Origin of the sequence: Marinitoga sp. 1155, from assembly GCF_001021175.1 — a bacterium.
Taxonomy (GTDB): Bacteria; Thermotogota; Thermotogae; order Petrotogales; family Petrotogaceae; genus Marinitoga.
The window spans coordinates 1-23,957 of the sequence record NZ_AZAX01000020.1; the positions used below are offsets into that span (position 1 = coordinate 1).

Annotated in this window: 20 protein-coding genes; 5 read left to right on the forward strand and 15 right to left on the reverse strand. The window is 27.5% G+C overall.

The window, feature by feature from the left end; genetic code table 11:
• Window positions 1-320 (forward strand): ATP-binding protein (locus X274_RS06810; protein ID WP_047266078.1); only part of this gene is annotated, 320 nt, incomplete at its 5' end.
• A gap of 48 nt (window positions 321-368) precedes the next feature.
• Complete coding sequence (locus X274_RS06815; protein ID WP_047266079.1) at window positions 369-599, forward strand: hypothetical protein; 231 nt, start codon at window positions 369-371, stop codon at window positions 597-599.
• A gap of 103 nt (window positions 600-702) precedes the next feature.
• Here X274_RS06815 and X274_RS06820 read toward each other — a convergent pair whose 3' ends face one another.
• Window positions 703-2,070, reverse strand: a complete 1,368-nt coding sequence (locus X274_RS06820) for an ATP-binding protein (RefSeq protein WP_047266080.1) — start codon at window positions 2,068-2,070, stop codon at window positions 703-705.
• A 351-nt stretch (window positions 2,071-2,421) separates the two neighbouring features.
• Between X274_RS06820 and X274_RS06825 the strand changes: the two genes are divergently transcribed.
• Complete coding sequence (locus tag X274_RS06825; protein ID WP_047266081.1) at window positions 2,422-3,060, forward strand: hypothetical protein; 639 nt, start codon at window positions 2,422-2,424, stop codon at window positions 3,058-3,060.
• A gap of 12 nt (window positions 3,061-3,072) precedes the next feature.
• Window positions 3,073-3,390, forward strand: a complete 318-nt coding sequence (locus tag X274_RS06830; RefSeq protein ID WP_047266082.1) for a hypothetical protein — start codon at window positions 3,073-3,075, stop codon at window positions 3,388-3,390.
• A gap of 422 nt (window positions 3,391-3,812) precedes the next feature.
• Here the strand turns inward: X274_RS06830 and rsmA are convergent, their stop codons facing one another.
• The 5 genes from rsmA to recJ form a co-directional block, all read right to left on the reverse strand.
• Entirely contained in the window at window positions 3,813-4,610 is a 798-nt protein-coding gene (gene rsmA / locus X274_RS06835) for a 16S rRNA (adenine(1518)-N(6)/adenine(1519)-N(6))-dimethyltransferase RsmA (RefSeq protein ID WP_047266083.1), read from the reverse strand.
• A gap of 156 nt (window positions 4,611-4,766) precedes the next feature.
• Window positions 4,767-5,747, reverse strand: a complete 981-nt coding sequence (locus X274_RS06840; protein WP_047266084.1) for an AI-2E family transporter — start codon at window positions 5,745-5,747, stop codon at window positions 4,767-4,769.
• 4 nt (window positions 5,748-5,751) lie between these two features.
• Window positions 5,752-6,408: a Holliday junction resolvase RuvX gene (gene ruvX / locus X274_RS11610; RefSeq protein ID WP_052913229.1), complete on the reverse strand. Its 657-nt coding sequence runs from the start codon at window positions 6,406-6,408 to the stop codon at window positions 5,752-5,754.
• Window positions 6,405-6,650: a hypothetical protein gene (locus X274_RS06850; RefSeq protein ID WP_047266085.1), complete on the reverse strand. Its 246-nt coding sequence runs from the start codon at window positions 6,648-6,650 to the stop codon at window positions 6,405-6,407. Before X274_RS06850 ends, ruvX begins: the two co-directional genes overlap by 4 nt.
• Window position 6,651: 1 nt before the next feature.
• Window positions 6,652-9,780, reverse strand: coding sequence for a single-stranded-DNA-specific exonuclease RecJ (recJ, locus tag X274_RS06855; RefSeq protein WP_047266086.1), 3,129 nt, complete (start codon window positions 9,778-9,780; stop codon window positions 6,652-6,654).
• Window positions 9,781-9,981: 201 nt separating this feature from the next.
• Between recJ and X274_RS06860 the strand changes: the two genes are divergently transcribed.
• A complete protein-coding gene (locus tag X274_RS06860) occupies window positions 9,982-11,190 on the forward strand; it encodes a hypothetical protein (protein ID WP_047266087.1) in 1,209 nt (402 codons plus the stop codon).
• Window positions 11,191-11,505: 315 nt separating this feature from the next.
• Here the strand turns inward: X274_RS06860 and X274_RS06865 are convergent, their stop codons facing one another.
• The 9 genes from X274_RS06865 to X274_RS06905 form a co-directional block, all read right to left on the reverse strand.
• Entirely contained in the window at window positions 11,506-12,351 is an 846-nt protein-coding gene (locus X274_RS06865) for a carbohydrate ABC transporter permease (protein WP_047266088.1), read from the reverse strand.
• A gap of 9 nt (window positions 12,352-12,360) precedes the next feature.
• Complete coding sequence (locus X274_RS06870; protein ID WP_047266089.1) at window positions 12,361-13,236, reverse strand: carbohydrate ABC transporter permease; 876 nt, start codon at window positions 13,234-13,236, stop codon at window positions 12,361-12,363.
• A gap of 54 nt (window positions 13,237-13,290) precedes the next feature.
• Entirely contained in the window at window positions 13,291-14,604 is a 1,314-nt protein-coding gene (locus tag X274_RS06875) for an ABC transporter substrate-binding protein (RefSeq protein ID WP_047266090.1), read from the reverse strand.
• Between the two features lie 147 nt (window positions 14,605-14,751).
• Window positions 14,752-16,788 (reverse strand): HD domain-containing phosphohydrolase, encoded by a 2,037-nt coding sequence (locus X274_RS11785; RefSeq protein WP_084822674.1) that lies wholly within the window; start codon window positions 16,786-16,788, stop codon window positions 14,752-14,754.
• An 8-nt stretch (window positions 16,789-16,796) separates the two neighbouring features.
• The gene (locus X274_RS11615) at window positions 16,797-18,119 is read right to left on the reverse strand and encodes an NYN domain-containing protein (protein ID WP_052913230.1); all 1,323 of its coding nucleotides are present in this window, start codon (window positions 18,117-18,119) and stop codon (window positions 16,797-16,799) included.
• A 25-nt stretch (window positions 18,120-18,144) separates the two neighbouring features.
• Window positions 18,145-19,743, reverse strand: coding sequence for an NAD(P)/FAD-dependent oxidoreductase (locus X274_RS06890; RefSeq protein ID WP_047266091.1), 1,599 nt, complete (start codon window positions 19,741-19,743; stop codon window positions 18,145-18,147).
• A 182-nt stretch (window positions 19,744-19,925) separates the two neighbouring features.
• Complete coding sequence (locus tag X274_RS06895; protein WP_047266092.1) at window positions 19,926-21,095, reverse strand: sugar ABC transporter permease; 1,170 nt, start codon at window positions 21,093-21,095, stop codon at window positions 19,926-19,928.
• Between the two features lie 12 nt (window positions 21,096-21,107).
• The gene (locus tag X274_RS06900) at window positions 21,108-22,622 is read right to left on the reverse strand and encodes an ATP-binding cassette domain-containing protein (protein WP_047266093.1); all 1,515 of its coding nucleotides are present in this window, start codon (window positions 22,620-22,622) and stop codon (window positions 21,108-21,110) included.
• Window positions 22,623-22,677: 55 nt separating this feature from the next.
• The gene (locus X274_RS06905; RefSeq protein ID WP_047266094.1) at window positions 22,678-23,739 is read right to left on the reverse strand and encodes a sugar ABC transporter substrate-binding protein; all 1,062 of its coding nucleotides are present in this window, start codon (window positions 23,737-23,739) and stop codon (window positions 22,678-22,680) included.
• Window positions 23,740-23,957: the final 218 nt, after the last annotated feature.

The window sequence follows — 23,957 nt, forward strand, 5'->3', positions numbered from 1 at the left end:
AAAATAGATTAGAAACAAGATTAAAGCATTTTTCGAAATACAAAGTATTAATAATAGACGAAATAGGATATTTGCCAATTGATACAGATGCTTCAAACTTATTTTTTCAATTAATATCAAAAAGATATGAAAAACACAGTACAATAATTACAACAAATATGCCATTTTCAAGTTGGGGTGAAATATTTGGTTCTCCAGTTTTAGCTCAAGCTATATTAGACAGATTATTGCATCATTCTCATGTTATTTCAATTAAAGGTGAATCTTACAGACTAAAAGAAAAAATGGATTTTTTTGCTAATTCTGTTTCTAATTCTTAATCCCTTTTTTGTACATTTTTATTTTCCCTTTTTTTAACATTCTTGTAGTTGTTTTTACACTTTGAGAAGGGTATTGAGAAAGGTATTGAAAAAGGAAATTTTGAAGGCGAAAAAACAATCGCAAAAAGTCTTTTATTCAAAAAATTTGGAGATAATATTGTTCCATACTTAAATAACCTTGATTATTTGGATATAAAAACAATTGAAGATTTAACTAACAATATCTTTGATATTACTCTTGAAGAGGCTATTAACCTTCTTAAAAATTCATCTAATTAAATTAATAGATATTTTCAATTAAATAGACAACGCCAGGAATAACTCCTGGCGTTGTTGTATATGCTTGGATATCGTAATAAAAATAAAAAAAACATGGGAGCTACTATAAATTATAAATGTTTTCTATATCTTTTGGGCTAAATAAATATAAATTACTGCCTTTTAATTTGAGAAGTTCATTTGAAAATCCACTTTTTGAAAAAATAGCATATATTATATTTTTGTTTTTTACATTCAAAAATTCACTTCTTAATCTTAATTTATCATATACATCGATATCTACTTTTTTATTTGTCCATTTACATTCAGTAAAAACAATATTATTTTTATCATACGCGACTATATCTATATCATATGATTCATTTTTCTTGTATGGAACTCTTCCCCAAATTTTTCCAATCTTCTCTGGTGTAAACCCAAATAAATCGGGATTTTCCATAATGAATCTTTTACTAATTTCTTCAAATTGAAACCCCATAAATGTATTAAAAGTATCTTTAATTTTTTCAATTGCTTTTTGAGGTGCAAACTCCATTAATGAATAATTTTTATATATGTGATAAAAATAAAAATTGTAAAAACTATCTTTTATAACATATCTAAAGTTTTTGCTATTTTTCCCAAATAATGATTTTTCTTTTACAATTATCTCGTATATATCACTTAATTCATTAAGAAATTTTGGCAAATTTGTTTGTGGAATGCCTGAAATATCTGAAATTTCAGAACTTGTTCGCATTCCACCTGATAGAGATTCTAATATGGAAAAATAGGATCTATGTTCTGAACCAAATTCAGTAATTAATATATTTTTTGCTTCTTCCTTTAAAGGGGCAAAATCATCAACAAATAATTCATAGACCAAATCTTTTAAATTTTTTTTGTTTTGAAACAACCATAAATATTTAGGTATTCCACCTGTTATTCCATATATTTCTAATGATTCTATAATATTATAACCAAAGTCCTTTAACATAATTAAAGAATCCATTAAAGAAAAATCTTTGATTTTTAAAATATAATCATTTCTTCCAAACATAGGCATTTTCTCATCTGTAAATATTTTCTTTATCATTCCTACATATGATCCTAGAACAATTAATTTATTATTATTTCTATTTTCATCCCAAGCATGTTGAAGTGCATATAAAATTTCTTTGTTCACTTTAAAGAAATTTTGAAATTCATCAAAGATAATATATTTAAACTTTTTAAATAGATCAGAAAACAGGTCATACCAATTTGTATATATTCCCTTTGAAAATAATAGACTAATTTCTTTTAATAAAGTTTCTTCTTTTTTTGCTTCAACAAAAAAATAAAATGTATTTTTTTTGTTTTTATAAACCTCTTTAATGAGAGTAGTTTTTCCAATTCTTCTACGACCGTATAAAACAATAAAAACCTTTCTATTTAATTCATTTATTTTATTGAAGAAATCAATTTCCTTTTTTCTGTTATAGAATTTCATAATCTCATCCCCATTATTCTAATAATAATTATACTAATCAGAATTATTCTAAACAGTATAATTATAATACTATTAATAATGAATGTCAACTATTAATTCAATAAAAATAAATCTTTGTGCAATGACTTTTTATTAGTAAAAAAAGATAAAACAAAAAATTAACTATATTAATATATCAGGTGATATATTAATTGAGTAATTATTATTAATTTTAGAAATATAAAATTAACAGCAAATTTACCACGTTTTTGTTTACTTTTTTTTTTTTTTTTTGATAAAATAATAAGTGAATAAATTAATATTTTCTGCTGGTGCCAGTTTTATTAATCAAAAAGTATTGGAGGGATGGTAGTGAAAAAGTGGTATGTTTTTATTATATCGATGATGTTATTTGTGACAAGTTTAAATGCAGCTACGATTATAGGTAGTGAAGAAAATAGAAGCTTAAATAATGTCAGCTCTAAAATCGATAAGACATTAGAAATTCAAATTGACAATAAAGTTATAAAATTTATTCCAGAAAATAATATTCCAAAAAATATAAAAGTTTTTTGGGTAAAAGATATTGCAGAATTAAAGAAAATTATTAATGAAATATATTCATTAAAATTAGTACATAGTAAGAAAAATTTTTTAGATAATAAGATTTCGAATACATTAAACATAACTAATCGTACGCATTTTAATTATCTTTTTGATACTTCGGAATATAAAAACAGATGGAACCAAACTGTATTAAAAGTAGTGTTAATTGGAAAGTACTTTTATAATAATAAAAAAGTTACAAGTATAAATGTTAATTTGGAATCTTATACATATAGACCAGGATGGGAGATTGTATCAATGAATAAAAATTATGGTGGAATAGGTTATGATTATGCCTGGGCTTCTGGAGAAGTTGTTTTTAGATTTTATTTAGGAATACACCCCATAGGTGTAACTATTATAACGAAAACATTACATGTTTATGATCAGGCTTTTATTAAATAAAGGGGTGATTAGATGAATTTAATAAATAAAATAATAAAAATAAATTTAGCTATTATATTATCAATAATATCTGTTGTGTTAATTTTTCAGGTAATTTCAATTTTCAGTATTGCAGGCGGTGAAGAAATTTCATTATCAGAAAATAAAATTATAAAAGATATAGTAGATAATTATATGAAAATCGAATTTTATATAGAAAAAGCAAAAAAAGGTGAAATTATTGATATAGAAAAAATAAATAATTTATTGAATGAAATAGAAAATTATAAAATAAGATTAAAAAGAGATATTCAAAAATATTTTCAGGAAGATATGTCATCTGCTGAATAAAAATAAGAAAAACTCATTCTTTCACAGAAATAACCATATAAAATAAAAAAAGGTAAAAAAAGAAAATAAAAAACAAAAGTCATTTTTGACTTCGTCAAAAAAATTATTATTAAAAAGATAAAAAACGAAATCAGGAGTAAGATACTTTAAAGACCTTTTGCAACTTTTCTTCGAAAAGCTGTTTAATGAAAAATAATTATTAAAATAAAAACCGAATAATTTTTGACTTTGCCAAAAAGTTAGGTAATGTTAGCTTTGAATTGAGGACCATTATCAGTTCTAATAATTAAATTTTGAGGGGTAGCATTTCTAAATTTAATAGCCTGTTAATAAATAAAATTTTTAATTTTATTTATTACGGATTTGAGAAAAAAAGTTAAGAAAAAGATGGTTAAAAAAGAGGTGCTTTAAGCACCTCTTTTTTAATAATGTTTAATATAATGAAATATTTCTACGAATTTTTCTATAGAGATATTTTCTGGTCGTATTTTTGGATCTATACCACATTTTTCTAATATATTATCAGTTTTATCATTAAATAATATTTTTAAATTATTTTTTATAGTTTTTCTTCTTTGTGAGAATGCAATATGAACAAACTTAAAAAATCTTTTTTTATTTATATCTGGAATATTTTTTTTAGGAGTTAATTTAACAACAGTTGAATCTATTTTCGGATTTGGTATAAAAGCGTGTGGAGGAATATCGAATAATTTTTCTACATTGCAAAAAAATTGAACAAATATACTTAAAGGGCTGTAATTTTTGCCGGATTTTGCCAGCATTCTTTGGCTATATTCTTTTTGTACCATGAGTATTGCAGACTGAAAATTTGGAGTTTCAAGAAATATTTTTTCCAGAATTGGTGATGTTATATAATATGGAATATTTGCTACATATTTTGGAGAAGATACTTTCGATAAATCAGCTTTTAAGAAATCCATAAATTCTATTTTTATATTATTAAAACTTTTAAATCGCTCTTCTAATAGTGGTTTTAAGCGCTCATCAATTTCAAAAGCTAGTATGGTTGCACCGCTATTAATAAGTTCTTCTGTTAATGTACCTGCCCCAGCTCCTATTTCTATAACAATATCGCCTTTTTTTATTTCTGCTTTTTCTACAATTTTTTTAGCGTATTCCTGTGTTGATAAGAAATTTTGCCCGAGGCTTTTTTTGAGGTATATGTTATATTTTTTTAGCCAATCACTTGTTTTCATAAAAAACTCCCTTCACTTGACAAATTAAAAAAAATGTTGTATAATATCGAAAAAACAAAATAATAACGATTAAATAGAAATATAAACGAATATCAACCAAAAACAACTTTTTAATTCCCCCTGTTTAACCCTTGGCAGCCAAAAAGGCTGCTTTTTTTATATTTTTTTCAAATAATTTATTATATAAATTTTCCAGATGTTCCTGAATACTATAAGCAAAGGTATTGTAATTAATACACCAACTACACCATACATTTGCCCAAAAATTAATAATGAAACTAAAATGAGAAACCAGTTTAAATTGACCTTTCCTCCAGATATCCTTGGGGATAATATCCACATTTCTAGTTGATTGGCCAGGGTAATAATTATAATCCCTTTTACAATACCCATTAATCCAAAGTTCGTAAAACCAAGGAGTAAAATAGGAATTGCAGTAATGAATATTCCGAGATAAGGGATAAAATCTGTGATTCCTGCTAATAATCCCAGAAATAAAGGGTATGGAAATCCAAATATTAATGATGTAAACCATGTTATAACGCCAACAAAAAGCGCAGTGATAATTTGTCCGGAAACAAATTTTTTTAAATCTCTAATGGTAATAATTAAAAATCTCTTTGTTTTTTTTATATCGGAATTTGGGAAAAACTTATCTATAATTTTCCATAAACGTTTATTGGCAATGGCCATGTATGCTGAAGCTACAATTAAAAGCAATCCAACTGTTATAAAATTGGAGATATTTGATGCGAGGTAACTGGCAAATTGTATGATTATATTTTTTAAATATGTTCCTGTAGTATCAAGTAATGTGTTTATTACTTCACCTGTTGTTCCCGGTATATTATTAAAGTCTATATTTTTTATAACATCAAAAGCCTTTTTTCCTTCTTCAACGGTTATTGGAATTAAACTATAAAAGGAATACACTATGGCACCGTAAAAAATGAGTGAAGCCATTGGAACTGTAACTTTTCTTGAAATTTTTAATTTTTCAAGATATGATGCTATTACATCTATTAATATTGTAAAAAACAAAGCTACAACAAGACTTCCGACTATTGTCGGAAATAATTTTAACAATATCAGGAAAAATATTAAATAAGCAACTAAAAACCAGAAAGATTTGGGCATAAAATCACCTTAAAAAAATAATTTTTTTATACTTTATTTGTATGTCAAGTTCAGTAAAAATAACATCGTATTCATTTTTTAAATCTTCGAACAAAGTAGTTGAAGTTTTATTTCTTTTATAATACCACCAAAAAACATATGGATCTTTTGCGAGAATATCAGAATTGTTATATATATTGCTATTTTTAATAATAACATCATTAATTAGGATATTTGTTGAATCTAACTCTTCAATTTTATAAGGATTTTTAATATTTAAATTTATACCAATATTTGGGTTATCAAGAAACATTTGTAATATAAATAGGGCACTGTTTTGATCTTTAGCTTTTTTAGCTTTCTTAGAGTTTAAAAAATTCTTTGTTAATGAATAACTTTGTCGTGTGGTTAAACGTTCATCCATTAAAACAACATCTGTATTAAAATTATTCTTTAATTTTAAACAAAAGTCTATTGTTTCGAATGTTTGTTTTGAATATCTTCCAGACATGGATATTGGAAGTCCAACTACAAATATATCCTTATCCTTATAAATTTTATTTAATTCCTTAAATAAAAATTTTGTTTCAAATGTTCCTTTTATTGTTGCTATTTTTAAAACTGCGTCTCCTGTGGCTATACCTGTTTTGCTTAGTCCATAGTCAAGTCCAATATACTTCAAAACTTTAACATCTCCTCAATAATATCTGTTTTTGTTTTCTTTATCTCGTATTTAATATCCATATTTTTTAGAATCTGTTCAACTATTTCCTCATCTTCATTCGATATTGCAATAATAGGGAATCCCCCCAGAGGGAAGAATTTAGAAAAAATCTTATTTTTTCTCAATTTGTCTAAAACCTTTACAAGATATTTTTGTTCTACTTTTATATACATATTTAAATCTTTTGTGGTCTTTTTCATATTATTTTACCTCCGCAATTTGATTGTTTAATAATGAAATTAGGCTTCTTGATTTGAAATTTAAAAAAAATCTAATTGAGTTTTTAAGAATCCACTTATCTAAAATACTTTCTTTCGATTTGACATTTTTATGTATTAAATCAAGTCTGAAATTTTCCATAGTTTTAAGTCCGTTTGATGTATTTATTACTATACCGGAATTAATTAATTCATCTATGATGTTTTTTACCAGCTCAATATCATCATTAAAATATTGTTTTGAAATAGTGTTTATATTTATACTATCATTTTCTTTTATTATTTCATAAACCTTTTTCATAATTTCCGTAGAAGGATATGTTCTTGAATAATCATACATAAATTTTGTAGAAAAGTCTGTATTATATGCCATAACAAATATAATATTATCTTTTTTATTATGAGGCCAGGATGAAATTAGATCAAGCAGTTCTATACGCGTTTTTGGAACGTCATATAACATAATTATCGAATTCCTGTCTTTTTGTTCAAGAGACAATCCATCGTTGGCAAATTCTGAAATTAATATTCTTGAAGGTCCTTTTTTATTTAATTCTCTGATATTTATTTTTTCAAAAAATGTGTGTGTGTGTGAATAATATATAATATAATCCTCTGAATATTCATAAGTGGTTGATATATATGATTTTAAATTTATATAGGGTTTTACATTATTGACTATAATATTTAAGTTTTTTGAGTTATATAAATAATCCTTTATCAATTTAAATTTATTTGAATTTATTTCCTTTACTACCTCAAAAGATGGAACATTGGTATTTACGTTTGCTACTCTGTAACCGCTTAATTTAAAAAATTCTTTTATACTTTCATCATAAAATGTTCCTAATATATTGATATCGTAAAATCGTGTTCTTATAATTTTTCTGAATTGTATGTATTCGGGAATATTAGCTATTATTGGATGAGAAAATGAATATATTGGTTCATCTATTAATAATTTTCTGGAAAAATCATTTAATCGCTGAATATTTTGAATATATGCCGGAACAGTGATCAAAATTACTTTTTTGCTTTTCAATATAGAATTTTCAACCTTTGATTTTTTATTATAGTAAATATTTTCAGAAGATATATATTGAGTGATTATCTTATAGGTATAATCGAGTAATAAATGAGATGAACCTATAATTATTAATTTTTCACCACTTGATATCGTATTCTTAATTTTTTCGATTAATAGTGTATTTTTAATTTTTATAGGAGCAAAGATAGCATTTCTTGCTTGATTTATCATATCGAGCAATATTTTATATTTATAATTAGCAAGATGATGGACATTGTCTTTTGCATGTAATGAAATTAATAAATTACCAGAATTTCCTTTTTCTGTTAATGAATCACCTATAAATTCTATATCCTTTACATAAAATTTTAAAACCTTTTGATTATTATAAAAGGTTCTTTCTATTCTAAAATTGCCAACGATATTACATTTCATATTACCAGACAATGTTTCTTTTTTGTTGTTTAATATGCCATATCCAACAACTTCAAATATCATCCCTTTTTCTGTTCTTGCAACAGCTGCAAGATTTTCTTCCTCAGCACCAAATATTTTTACCCTTTCCAGCGAAACGTTTCGTATTAAAAATATTGGCTCTGGATTTTTATATCCATAAGGTTCTAATGCTGTGATGTCGTCAAAAAAGGTACTCCATAAATTTTCAATTTCCATATCAATATCTATTTCAGATTCAGGTTCTTTATTACCATATATGTTTGCATAAATTTTATTTATTTCATCTCTTAAATATTCGATTTTTTCAGAATCAATAGTAAAACCTGCGGCCAATTCATGCCCGCCATATTCTTTAAAAAAATCTTTATTTTTTTGAGTAAGATTTTTCATCAATTCTATCAGACTAATTCCCTGAGGACTTCTTGCAGAACCTTTTCCGGTGTTATCATTAGAAGTGGTTGAAACAAGTAAAACTGGTTTGTTAAATTTATTAGAAAGTTTTGAAGCAACTATGCCTAAAACACCCAGATGCCAATCTTTACCACTTAATACAATAACTTTTTTATCATGATAATCGGGATTAATATCCATTAAACTTAATGCGGATTTATATATTCTACGTTCATGTTTTTGTCGTTCTGAATTTAAATCGAGTAATTGTTTAACCTTTTTTTCCAAATTTTTATTTTCTTCAGTCATTAAAAGCTCAAAAGCCTTCATGGCATCAGACATTCTTCCAGCTGCGTTTATTTTTGGAGCAATTTTATACGCAACTACATATGATTTCACATCTTCGGGAACAACACCAATTTCTTTCATTAAATATTTTAATGCAGGATTAGGATTGTTTCTCAATTTATCCAGACCTTTTTTTACAAAAAATCTATTTTCGGACCTTAGCGGGACAATATCAGCAATTGTTCCAAGGGCTACCAGGTCAATCAACGAAAAAGGATCGAAATCGTCTTTATTTAGAGTTTTATGAATTGCAAATAATACCTTAAAAGCCACTCCAACACCTGATAATCCTTTAAATGGATATTCGTCATCCTTTCTTTTTGGATTGACAATCGCATCAGCATCAGGTAAAATATTTTGTGTTTCATGATGATCCGTTATTATTATTTTCATTCCTTTTTCTTTTGCGTGTGAAACTTCATTTAATGATGTTGTGCCACAATCCACAGTAATTATATTTTTATATCCTTTTTCATAAAGTTCATCTATTGCCTCTATGTTTAAACTATAACCTTCATCTATTCTATTTGGAATATAAGCTTCAATATCCCAACCAAGAGCTTTAAATCCCTGATATAAAACCGCAGCAGCTGTTACACCGTCAGCATCATAATCACCATAGACCACAAGCTTTTCTTTTTTTTCTTTTATATCAATAAGCAAATCAACAGTCTTATCCATATCTTTTAATAGAAATGGATCAATTATAGATGATTCATCTGGATATAAAAATTCCTCTATATCCTCTTTGGTTCTTATTTCTCTGGAAATAAGTAATTTTATTAAAAATTCTGATAAACCCGTTTCCGCAGCCAGTTTTCTGGCTAACTTTAAATTTTCTGTAAATAAAGGACTACCTGAGTCCCAATAGACCCTCCAATTCTTTTTCAAAATATTCTCCCCTCTCTATTTATTTTTTTTATTTTGTTATAATTATACAAAATTTTTGCTATAAATAATATTAGGAAAATATTCCATTAGCTTTAATTTAACGTTAATTCGTTTATCCTGTATGAATAAAAGGTTGTGGGATGTAACAATTTTAGAAATATCATGGTATAATAAAATAAACGAATTTTTGGGGGTGAGGTTATGCGAAAAATACCTTTTATTTTAATTGTATTGGTATTTGCAATATCTATTTTTGCAGAAGATAGTAGAAAAACACTATTAATATACTCAAAAGGCTATTCAACATTGAGTACGAAAGTTGAACACAAACTAAAAGAAAGATTACTTGATATGGGAAAATATCGATTAATCGAAAGAGATTTAAATGTATTAAGTGAAGTAGAAAGAATATTAAGTGGAATAGCCAATAAAAAAGACTTTAAAATGAATCAATTGGCGGCTGATTATATTGTGTATGTAGAAGTAATAGATGCGTCATCACGTAGAAAAGAAGATGATGATGGTAATGTATGGTATGAATTTGAAATTGAAGGAGCATATAGATTAATAGATGTAGAGACAAGCCAGATTTTAGAAGTAAGAAGTATAAATGCATATGGTTCATATAATGTAACTAAGTTTGTAAGTGAATATGAAGCAAGAGATCTTGCCAAAAATCAGGCTATAGAATATTTGGTTAATACCCTTGTTTATAGAATGAATAAATTATTTTTGATTAATGCAAGTATTATAAATATAGAGAATAATATGGTTTTAATAGATGCTGGAAGAAATGTAGGAATATATAAAGGTATGATGTTTTCCTTTTCTAAAATATTTAAAGTAAAAGATGATATATATAGAAAAAAGGATGGAAAGCTAATAGTTAGAGACGTTTCAAATAACACATCTATTCTGGAAATCCTTGTAAAACCAAAATTTGATTTAAATAATAATATTAAAGTTATAGAAAATCCAGATTTATCACCAATAAGAGGACATTTTATTTTAAGCGGTGGGTATGTATTAAACGATAATTACTTATTTAGAATGGATTTTCTTGGAGATAACTACAAAGGATTTGGATTTGGATTTTATTTAGATTTTATATTTGGTAAAGATAATCCTGTATTTTCAACTGGTATCTCATTAAATTATATGAAACAATTTAATAAATTTATGCCAATAATTGGTGTTGATTTATATATGAGTTCTTCAATGGAATATGATACAGAATATGCTACAAATATAGCCCTTGGTATAAGTCCAAATATAGGAGTAAATATATTATTAAACGATAATTTTGGAATTACATTAAATGGAGGGTATAGATTTGAAACTAGCGTTGAAGGCAACTATAAACCTATTAATTCTCCGTTTATAAGAACTGGAATTGACATAATATTTTAATAAAAAATATTAAGGATTATATAATTGAAAAATATAATAGGTTGTCCAAAAAGTAAAGCCGCTCAAACCTTAATTGCTAATCTTCAAAAATAGCATATTTTCGCCGGTCGTATCAGACTCACATCCATGTTCGGCTTCACTCAATTTTGCATCCGTGCAAAATTGTCCGGCTTCATATGCTATTTTTTCAGGCAATTTTCGAGTTTTCGCTTACTTTACTAATTGGACACCCTAAAAATATAATACAAAAAATCCCCATAAATGGGGATTTTGTTATATAAATTTATCAGAAAAATTTTCTGTACGTTTCTTTTATTATCCTTTAAGACCTGAACTAACAAGGCTTTTAACGAATAGGTTCTGGATTGCAAAGAATATTATTAAAGTTGGAACAAGAGCGATCATAGTTCCAGCCATTATTGTTCCCCAATTATTAGAAGCTTCTGCATCAATTAGCATCTTAACTCCAATTTGAATTGTTTTCATTTTATCTTCCATAGTGACAACCAAAGGCCACAAATATAAATTCCATGCATAAACGAAATTAATCAAAGCGGCACCACCTAACATGGATTTTGATAAAGGCAAAAGTATTTTCCAGAAATATTGCATTGAAGTTGCACCATCAATTTTTGCAGCATCGCTTAATTCTTTAGGAATAGTTAAAAAATGTTGTCTCATCAAAAATGCATTTGTCGCACTGGCGGTGAAAGGGATAATTAAAGCTAAATAGGTATTTATCCACCCAAACTGTTTCATAATAAGGAATAGAGGTAAAATCATAACAGTTTCTGCCGGTAAAAATAAAGTTATAAATAATATCATGAAAGAGAGATTTTTCCCTTTAAATTGAAAGTTAGCAAATGCATATCCTGCAAGTGTTCCTGTTACTAATTTTCCAAAAGTTATAAAAAATGCAACTATTGAAGAATTTAAAAGCATTCTTCCTAAATCCACCAATTGAAGTGCCTCTACATAATTTTGCCAGTGAAATGAGCTGGGAAAAAGTTTTGGTGGGAAGGTATATACCTCAGCTGGTTTCATAAAACTCATGCTTAAGGCTAATAAAACAGGAGCCATTACTATCAAAGATATAATTATTAAAATAATTTCAGATAATATCAAATTAATTTTTTTCTTTCTTGAAATACTTGAAGCCATAATTTCACCTCACTGATAATGAACGGATTTTTCAACATTGTGGAAATAAATAAAGGTTATAACCCCCATTACTGCAAACATTACAATAGATTGAGCAGCAGCTGATCCATTATTTTGAAATGCAAAAGCATCCAAATATAACTTATATATCATAGTTGTTGTTGTGCCGAAAGGACCACCTTTTGTCATAATGTCTATTATACCAAATGAAACAAACATTGTTGTTGTGAAATTCATTATGAATAAATAAAATGTAATAGGAGATAATAATGGAAATTTTATTTTCCACATTCTTTGCCATAGATTAGCGCCATCTATCATTGAAGATTCCAGCAGTGAATCTGGAATCGATTGTAGTCCAGCTATATAAAAAATTAAATCAAAAGGAAGCATTTTCCATATAGTAGCCAACATAACAGCTATAAATGCATATGGAGTTGTTGTAAGCCAGTCGGTATTTATTCCAAAAAGTTCTATGAATAAATAATTCAAATATCCTACAGTTGGTGTTAACAAAAAAGACCATAATGTGCCTGCTATTGCTGGAGATATTGCATATGGTGTAAATATAAATAGTCTAAACAATCTCGTACCTGGAATATTTTGAACGAGTAATTGAGAAATCAAAAAAGCAATAAAAATAGTTAAAAAAACAGTTGAAAATGAATAAATAAAAGATGTAAAAACAGCCTGATAATATTCTGGATCACTAAACAAATCAATGAAATTATCCAACCCAACAAAAATACTTTTATTTCCAAAAAAAGATTCCTGATAAAAACTTAATTTAAAAGAATATGCTGCAGGCCAGTAAATAAATATAATTATTACAAGAAAAGTAGGAATAAGTAAAAGATAAGGGGTGAGTTTGCTTTTCCAGGACATATGTAATTCCTCCTTTAAAAAAGGGCGGATTTCTCCGCCCGTATATTTGAATTATTATTTAAATACTCTATTATATCTTTTTAAAGCATTTGTAACTGTTTTGGCGGCATCATTAAGAGCTCTTTCAACAGTTTTTCTTCCGTTTATAACATTTTCATATTCTTTTTCTATTATTTCTCTTGTTTCAGGGAATACACCCATAACTGCACCATTTGTATTAACTGTTTGTTTTGATAATAATAATTCCATTATAGCTGTTAAATAATTTGGATGCTGTGAATAGAATCCTTCTGCTAATAATTGTTCTATAGCATCTTTTCTTACAGGGAAATATCCTGTTTCAAGGTGCCATCTAATCTGTTGTGCTGGTTCTGTCATCCATTTTACAAATTCCCATGCTGCATCAATTTCTTCTTTTGGATGATTTTTAAGAATCCATAAGGATCCGCCACCAATAACAGTTCCACCCTGAACACTTAAATCAGGTTTTGGTAAGAATGCAGTTCCAACTTCAAATCCATTTTCTTTTGCTGTTTCAACAAAGAATTTAACATCTGATGTTGAATATAATACCATACCAGCTTTTTGTGAGATGAATATCTGTCTTGCACCAGACCAATCTTCTCTTTTTGTATTTAATAATAAACCTTCATCGGTCATTTTTTTGAATAAATTAAAGATATTTTGACCAGCTTTTCCATTAAATACAGCTTCAGTTGGTCTTACGCCAGCTCTTCCATTGCCGTTATTTACTAATGGTGCGTTTTGTACAGCCATCATTTGTTCAAAGAACCATGAATGTGTTGGCCATGTTAATCCATATCTAACAACATTACCATTTGCATCTTTCTTTTGTAATTTTCTTGCATATTCGATTAATTCATCATAAGTTCTTGGAGGTTTTTCTGGGTCTAATCCAACTTCTTTGAACATAGTTTTGTTGTAGAATAATATAGCTGTTGATGAGTTGAAAGGCATGGAATACATTTTTCCATCAACTGTATAATAATTTGTAACCTGTTCTAAAAAAGCACCTTTATCGATAGTTGGGTCTTCATCAATTAAATCTCCAATAGGAACAGCAATTCCACCATCAATCATTGCTTGTGTTCCAATATCATATATTTGTACAATATGTGGAGCATTCCCTGCTTTAACACCAGCGATTGTTTTGTTAAAGGTGTCTCTGTAAGAGCCCGTATACTGGACGTTAACTTTTATATTTGGATGAGTTTTCATAAAATCTTCAGCCATACTTTTTAAGAGTTCAATTCTCCATCCACTCATAGCATGCCAAAATTCTATAGTTACCTGTGCAAACATAGAAATGCTTAAAACAACTACCAATAAAACGAGTAACTTTTTCATACTTTTCCCCCCTTGGAATGAGATTAAGAAAATAATACTATAATTTATTAAATGCTAAAATAAGAAATATTAAGAAATATTAAATTGTATTAATATTATACATCTTTTTTTAATAAAAATCAATATCTCTATTTAAAATTAGAAAGATCAATTGTTTTTCATATTTTCATCGTACATTTTTTTAAATTCAATATGGTATTTTTTAAATATTTCTAGTATTTTAGGATTAAAATCATCGGGTTTTGTTCTGTTATCACCTTTTAGGATGATTTCTGTCGTTACTTCATGTGAAAACTCCTTTTTATAAGGTCTTTTGCTCCTTAAAGCATCATAAATATCGGCAAGGGCTACAATTTGAGCTTCTATTGGGATTTCATCTCCTTTTAATCCGTAAGGATATCCGCTACCATCATATTTTTCATGATGGTATAAAGCAATATTTCTGGCGATTTTAAAATAAGGTTCATCTAAAATTTTAGCACCATATATTGTATGTTTTTTCATTTCCTGCCATTCTTCGTCTGTTAAATTTCCATTTTTTAATAAAATTGATTTATCTATGAGAATTTTTCCAATATCGTGTAAAGGAGCATAAAGGTATATGTTTTCAATTGATTTTTTGTCCAGATTTAATTTTTCAGCTATAAATCGAGAATATTTTGCCAATCTATGTATATGTTCCCCCGTGACTTCATCATATTCTTCAGCAATATATGCCAATTTATTTGCAAGATTAAGATATACTTCTTTAATATGCTCATAAGATAATTTTTGAATCCAGAAAGCGCGTGCGAGATTGGCAAAAATTTCCATAATTTCAACAGATTCTTCAGAAAAAACTTTTTCACTATTTTTATCGATGTCAAGACAGAAATTAATCCATTCATTATTCTTTATACTTATTTCGTAAATCAAACTTTGCTTTATGGGTTTTGAAGCTTTTAACAGTATGTTATAAGATTCTTTGTCCATTTCAAGTCGTTCATTTTCAACAATATTATCAATAATTCTTATATTTTCTGTTTCTGGGATATGACCAGCAGCAAATGTGATTTTTTTCAATAGTTCAAAATTATGGCCATATGCACTTAAAAACTTCCAGCTATTATTAGAATCAATAAAAATTATACTACCATAATCTGCTTCTGGAATTAAATATATAGCAGTTCTAAGTAATTCTTCGTAAAAATCATCAAATGAATTTGTTATTTTTAGTTTTGAAATCATTTTTGTTAGTTGTAATAATTTAAAATTCAATGTTTCCATATTAGAGTAACTTTCTTCTAATTCTTCATTCATTGCAATAATTTCATTATTATATGCTTCCAATTCATCATTTTTTCTTTTTAATTTTTTGGTTGCATTTTTCAATAATATATAAAAAGTAATGGATATAGATAAAAGGATGATAATTATAGCAATTACTAATTTTATTATTTTTTCAAAGTTTGTATTTCTTTTTTTAAAAATATATTTGTCCAATAATGAATAATATATGGAATTTTCATCTAATTTCCATTTATCAAGATAATAATTAACATTATTTATAATATTTTTAGAGACATTTTTTGAAAATCCAAAATATATTTCAATTGGTAAAAAAACTATAGGAGTTTTGTATAAATTATATGTATTACCATTATACAATCTATTAACAATACCAGCATCACATGATTTGTTTTTTACGGCTTTCAATACTTCATCATAGGAATCAAATTCGTAAAAATCAAAATTCAAATTCATTTTTTTTGATAAATTTTTAATACCATTTTCGTGAATATAGTATATGTCATTTTTCAAAACAGCAACTTTTTTATTTTTCAAGTCTAAAATAGAATCAATGGAATCATTATTGGTATAAATGGTTCCCCAATTTGTAAAAAAGGATTCTGAAGGGTAAACGATAAAATTTTCTCTCTCTTTTGTTTTTCCTAATGCAATCAATATATCTATTTCATTGTTATTTATTTCGTTCAATAAATTTTTAAAAGAATTATATTGAAATATCAATTCCCAATTTTCTTTTTCGGCAATGCTTTTTAGTAAATCAGCGGCTAACCCCTTATATTCATTGTTTTCTTTGAAAACAAGAGGTGGATTTTCATATACGCCAACGATTAATTTTTCTGAATATAAAAAATTAAAAATAGAAATTAAAAAGAATATTAAAATAAATTTTTTCATAAAATCACCTATCTATTTAAGTTTTTATAATACTTATAATAAGGTTTGACATAAAATACCTCCTGTAAATTCATTAAATATTCTATTATTTCATTAAGTTTTTTTTGATTTTCTGTATTATATATATAGTTTGAAGCTATAGGTAAGTTCTTTTCGTGTATATCTTCATCTTTTAAAATGCTTTTTAAATAAAATGCTTCTACTGCAATTCTAAATTCTTCAAAATCAGCATTTAAATAAACAGGTGTTTTCATACTTACATAGTCACTTCCATCCTTCCCGATAAATTTACCGGAAAATTTCAATGCAATTCCAAAAGAACCAACCACTTTATTGGTTAAGTTTAGATCTTTTTTTGCAGAATGTATGGCTTCTATTATAGAATTCGCTTTCTTTTCCTTGAATAGATTATACACATATTCTATAAAATTATCCCTGAATTCAGGATAAGGTAGAATTTTTTCATGTTTTATTTCCCATCTCCTTGGTATAGGCACGAGTATATACCCTTTGGAATTTTTCCATAATCTTTTTTCTTCTATCATTTTTTTAATCAGTTCTTTTAATGAATATTTGGAATTTTTTGTTATCCATGGGTTTTTTTCCTGTGCTTTTTCAATGAGTTGTTCTAATTTTAATGGTATAACACTTGTTGCCAATAATCTTTCGACATATCGCATATAATTTTCTTCATATTCGCTATATTCCCCGTTTTTCGAATAAAATTCCTTTCTAATTTCTTTGATTAAATAACTGATAAAATCATTATAAGATAAAAATTTGAAATCTCTATAATCAATTTTCATACCAGCAATAATTCTTTTTATAATGTTTTCATTTACATCGTTATATTGATGTTCTTCTATTATTCTGATTATCTCATCAACAACATCTTCAATTGTATCTTTGTCTTCGATTTTTTCTGACTTAACAATATCTTCATATGGAATAAAGATATCCGCCGAGAGTTCCATTTCTTTAGAAGTATTTTTGCTTCTGCTAACCACAATAACTTCTTTTCCGTATATTCTTAATTTTTTCACTAACGGAACAAAGTCCGCATCACCTGTAACTAAAACAAATACATTTATATGCGGTAATGAAAACATAGTTTCTATAGCATCTATAGCTAACTTTATGTCATTTCCTTTTTTGTTTTCAAAGCCATCTTCTGGCATCTCAATTAATTCGATACCATGCCTTGAAAACGAAAACATCGTTGCAGGATATTTTGACCAGTGTGCATAGGCCTTTCCTCCAACTATTTTTCCCAATTCTTTTATTTTTTCTATTATTAATTCTGGATCAACAGGTTGATTCTGATAATCCATAAAGATAAAAACACTTTTGATAATTTCACCATCCCTTTTTATAAGTTTTTATTATATGTTCAGCTATTCTAATACCATCAACTGCTGAAGATGTAATTCCTCCAGCATAGCCAGCACCTTCGCCTATAGGAAATAACCCTTTTGTATTAACGCTTTCATAATGCCTGTTCCTCTCTATTCTAACAGGAGAAGAACTTCTTGTTTCTACACCTGTCAATAAAGAATCATAATACGAAAAACCTTTTAACTTTTTTCCCATTGCCAGGATTCCTTCTTTTAGGGCTGAGGAAACATAAGAAGGTAGGATTTTATTTAAATCATAAAAAATAGTTCCAGGTTTATATGTTGGTAAAATTTTACCAAATGATGTTGATTTTTTTGATTTAATAAAATCGCCGAATAATTGAACAGGTGCATAATAAGAATTTGTTATTTCAAATGCTTTTTTCTCGTATATTCTTTGAAATTCCACTCCGGCAAGCGGGTGATTAGAGGGGAAGTCAGCTGGGCTAACACTAATAAGTATGGCGCTGTTTGAGTTTATATTGTCTCGGGCAAATTTACTCATTCCATTTGTAACAACCATATATTCTTCAGAAGCAGAACCAACCACATATCCTCCTGGGCACATGCAGAAAGTATATACTGCCCGTTTATTTTTTGCTCTATAAGATAATTTATAATCAGCTGCTTTTAAATTTGGATGATTGTAGAATTTCCCGTATTGACTTTTATCAATTGTTTCTTTTAAATGTTCTATTCTAACTCCTATGGAAAAAGGCTTTGGTAATATTTTTACACCTCTATTTAATAATACTTCAAATGTATCTCTGGCACTATGTCCTATGGCAAGAATTACAATATCTGAGAGCATTTTTTCATTATTGTTTATAACTATACCTTTGATTTTACCATTTTTTATTATAAAATCGGTGACTTTTGAATTAAAGTAAAAACTTCCCCCGAGTTTTTCAATCTTCTTTCTAATATTTTTTACAGCAATTTCCAGTTTATCAGTTCCAATATGTGGTTTGTTTGTATATAAAATTTCCTCAGGTGCTCCAGCCTCAACAAATTCTTTCAACATTTTTTGTATTCTATGAAATCTATCTTTTATTTGGGTATTTAACTTACCATCAGAAAATGTACCTGCCCCACCTTCGCCAAATTGGACATTGCTTTCTGGATTTAATTTTCCAGTATTCCAGAAATAATCTACATCTTTTTTTCTTTCATCGACTTTTTTCCCTCTTTCTAAAATAATAGGTTCAAATCCAGCTTCCGCCAAGATAAGCCCGGCGAATAAACCAGCAGGTCCTGTGCCTATTATAATAGGCCTTGTTAATATAGGCTTATCTCCAGATGCAGGTAGTTTATATTCTTTTTCTGGTGTATATATAATATCTTCAGAACTATTTAAAAGTTTTTTTTCATTTTCTACACTAAAATCAATAGAATATATAAAGTATATCATTTTATTTTTTTTCCGAGCATCTATTGACTTTTTAGCAATTCTTATTTTGCCTATATTTTTTTGGGATATATGAATTTTTTTAGCAATTTCAATTTTTATATCCTCTATAGTATGGTCAATAGGTAGTCTTATATTATTTATTCTCAGCATATAATTAACCCCTTCTTTTATCTTAAATTTTTTATAAAAAATCTAAGCGTAATTAGACAGTCTTAGATATAAATAATAAAGTGTATTTAACCAATCATTTGACAGACTATTTTTAAAGTGGTAATATTATTATAACATAAAACTCCTGCAGGAAGCAGGAGTTTGCAATAAATTTATAATTTTCATGAAATTTTATTTCTAGTTTTTATATCAAATACAACAGCGGCTACTAATACAGCTCCACGTATAATATACTGATAAGAGATACCCACACCAATTAAGTTCATTCCATTAATAAGTGAAGCCATAACCAAGGCACCTACTATAGAATTTGTAACTTTACCAACGCCACCTGATGCAGAAACACCGCCAACATAAGCTGCTGCAATAGCATCAAGTTCAAATAATGTACCAGCTGTGGGAGTAGCAGATTGGAATCTTGATGTATATAGAATACCAGATAATGCCGTTAAAAATCCCATAGAACCAAAAACAAATAATGTGATTTTGTTAATGCTGATGCCGCTTAATTTTGCAGCTTCTGGGTTACCGCCAACAGCATAAATATGTCTTCCTAAAGGGGTTTTTGTTGTAATTATATGATAGATAAATGCAACAATTAAAACTATTAAAAAGGTCCAGGAAATGCCGTTATAAGTAGCCAGAGTCCAGAATACATATCCAATAACGAAAGAAATTAATGCAATTTTCAATATAAATACTTTTATAGATAATACTTCAAAATTATATTTAATTTTATTGTTTCTCTTTTTTATTTCAGACAATATATAGAAAAATATTATTATTGCACCTAAAACCAGAGAAGTCATATGAATATTTTCATTATGAAAAATATCAGGAATAAACCCATTGCCTATTTCATTAAACGTATCATTTAATATAATTATAGTTCCAGTTTTTTCTGTTGAAACAAGCAAAGCTCCTCTAAAAATCATCATTCCTGCTAGTGTCATAACAAATGACGGAATTCCTATATATGAAATAAAAAATCCATTTACTAAGCCGAAAATTATTCCAATAATAATTACAATGAATATTGTCGTCAAAACAGGAAGATTGTATTGCATCATCAGAATAGCAGCAATTGCACCAAGGAAACCAGAGCCAAAACCAACTGAAAGGTCTATATGCCTGATAACTATTACCAATGTCATACCAACCGCTAAAACAGCTATATACCCCATTTGATTAAATAAATTACTTAGGTTTCTTGAAGAGAAAAATAATCCATCTGTTAATAAAGAAAATATTGCCATAATTATTACAAGAGCAATATACATTCCATATTCTCTTATATTTTTTTTAAGTAATGTTTTTAATTCTTCAAGCATGCTCTTTCCTCCCTAATATTCTACAGCCATAGTCATTATTTTTTCTTGTGTAGCTTCTTGACTGTTTAATTCTCCAACTATTTTTCCACCGGCCATGACATAAATTCTGTCACTCATACCTAATACCTCAGGTAGTTCTGAGGATATCATAATTATACTCATACCTTCTTCAACAAGTTTATTCATTATTGTATATATTTCATGTTTAGCACCAACATCTATACCTCTTGTTGGTTCATCTAAAATCAATAATTTTGGAGATACAAATAACCATTTTGCTAATTGTACTTTTTGTTGATTTCCGCCGCTTAAGTTAAGAACTTTTTGTTCAATGCTATGAGATTTTATTTTAAGAGATTTTCTATATTTTTCAGAGATAATAATTTCTTCGTTTTCATCAACATATATGTTTTTTAATATATTTTTCAGATTTGCGATTGTTATATTTGTTTTTATATCAAAATCAAGAATCAATCCATTACCTTTTCTGTCTTCAGACACATAAGCAATACCAGCTTTTATTGCGTCTGATGTAGATCTGAATTTTTGTTTTTTACCTTCAAAGTATAATTCTCCATCGATTATATAATTATCTGGATTCCCGAAAATGCTATGTGCAAGTTCGGTTCTTCCAGCACCAATTAATCCAGCAATGCCAACAATCTCTCCTTTTTTTACATAAAAGTTGGCAGATTTTACAACATATTTTCCATCTTTTTTGTCATATGCTTTCCAATTTTTGATTTCAAATAACTTTTCTCCAATTATATGATTTCTTTTTGGATAAATATCTTCTATTTCTCTTCCAACCATATATTTAACAATATCATTTTCTGTTATATTTTTATTTTCTATTGTTGTTATAGTTAAACCGTCTCTTAATACGGTGATTGTATCAGCAACTTCTAAAACTTCTTTAAGTTTGTGTGATATTAAAATAGAAGTTATGCCGTGATTTTTTAATTCTTTCACTATTCTTAAAAGATTTTCACTATCAGTTTCATTTAATGAAGAAGTTGGTTCGTCTAAAATCAGCAGTTTAACATTTTTGCTTAAGGCTTTTCCAATTTCAACGATTTGTTGTAAACCAACACCTAATTCTTTTACCTTCTTTGAAGTATCCATATTGTATCCAAGTTTTTTTAACACTTTTTTGGATTCAGAAATAGTTTTGTTCCAATCAATTACGCCATTATTTTTTATTTCATGGCCCAAAAAAATATTTTCATAAATTGTTAATTCAGGAATTAGTGCTAATTCTTGATAAATTGTAACAATACCAACTTTTTCACTATCGTATATATTTTTAAATTTCATTTCTTTTCCTTCAAAAATAATTTGACCTGTATAACTACCATGCGTATGAAAACCGCTTAAAATTTTCATAAGTGTAGATTTTCCAGAACCATTTTCGCCAACTAAACAATGGATTTCCCCTTTTTTTACTTTGAAATTTACATTATCAAGTGCTTTAACTCCTGGAAATTCTTTTGTTATATTATTCATTTCAAGTATATAATCATTCAAAGAAATCACCTCACTTTTTTAAAAGGGTAGTGATAATCACTACCCTTTTAATAATTTACCATCTGAAATCAGATATTTTATAATAACCAGAATCGATTAAAATCTCTTTTACATTATCTTTTGTAACAACTTGAATCTCTGATTGAATTGCAGGAACCATTTTTGCTCCATTATCGTATGATTGAGGAGTAATTAACTCCACACCTTTCAAAAGGAATTGAGCTAAGTTAATAGCATCTTTAACAAGAAGTCTAACATCTTTAAATACAGTCATTGATTGCTTTCCGTTAATAATATATTGTATAGATGCTTTTTCTGCATCCTGACCGGTTACATAATATTTTTTTACAGCTCTATCTTGTCTAAATGCATCTGCTATAGCTCTTGCTGTTCCGTCATTTGGGGCTAAAATATATACAGTGCCTTTGTCTGTTTTTTTAGCTCTTGTTAAGTTATCTTCTGCTTTTCTTCTTGCTACTGTAAAGCTCCAATCTGTTGTAACCTGACCGATTATTTTTGCCATTTCTTCACGCGTTAAACTTTTTTTATCTTGCAATTTTTTGGCTTCAGAAGAATTTATAATTCTAAAAGTACCATCAGCAATTTTAGGTTGTAAAACTTCCCATGCTCCCTGGAAAAATAAGAAAGCATTATTATCAGAAAGAGCGCCAGCGTACAAATATAAAGGATTATTTTTCCCAGTTGCATGTTTTATTAAAAATCTACCTTGTGCTCTTCCTACTTCAACACTATCAAAAGTTACAAAATAATCAACCGCTTTAGTTTGTAAAATTAATCTATCATATGAAATAACTTGTACCCCAGACTTTTTTGCCATTTCTACAGTTCCAGCAGCAGCTACGGCGTCTTGAGGACATATAATAAGAACTTTTATACCTTTTGACAATAAAGCCTCAACATTTTGTCTTTCTCTTGCTGGTGAACCTTGACTAAATAATACTTCCACAGAATAGTTAGTATCTTTTAAAGCATCTCTAAAGCGCATTTCATCCTGAACCCATCTTGGTTCATCTTTTGTTGGAAGAACAATACCAACATCAACAGCATAAATGGTAATAGCCAAAACAACTAAAATACCTAATAAAAACTTTTTCATCTACTACACCTCCACCTTGAAATATTTGGATTATTATAAAGGATATTCTATCCAAAATAAATATTAGCAACACCGTGCCAATCTAAAATCTTCTGTAGAAAAATTAAAAAAATAAAGTATTTGACTTATTATTAGTTTTAAATTAATTTAATAGTTCTTAATATCTCTGCGCAAAATTTGCATAATAATATTAAAATAAGTATAATTAAATGTGCAAA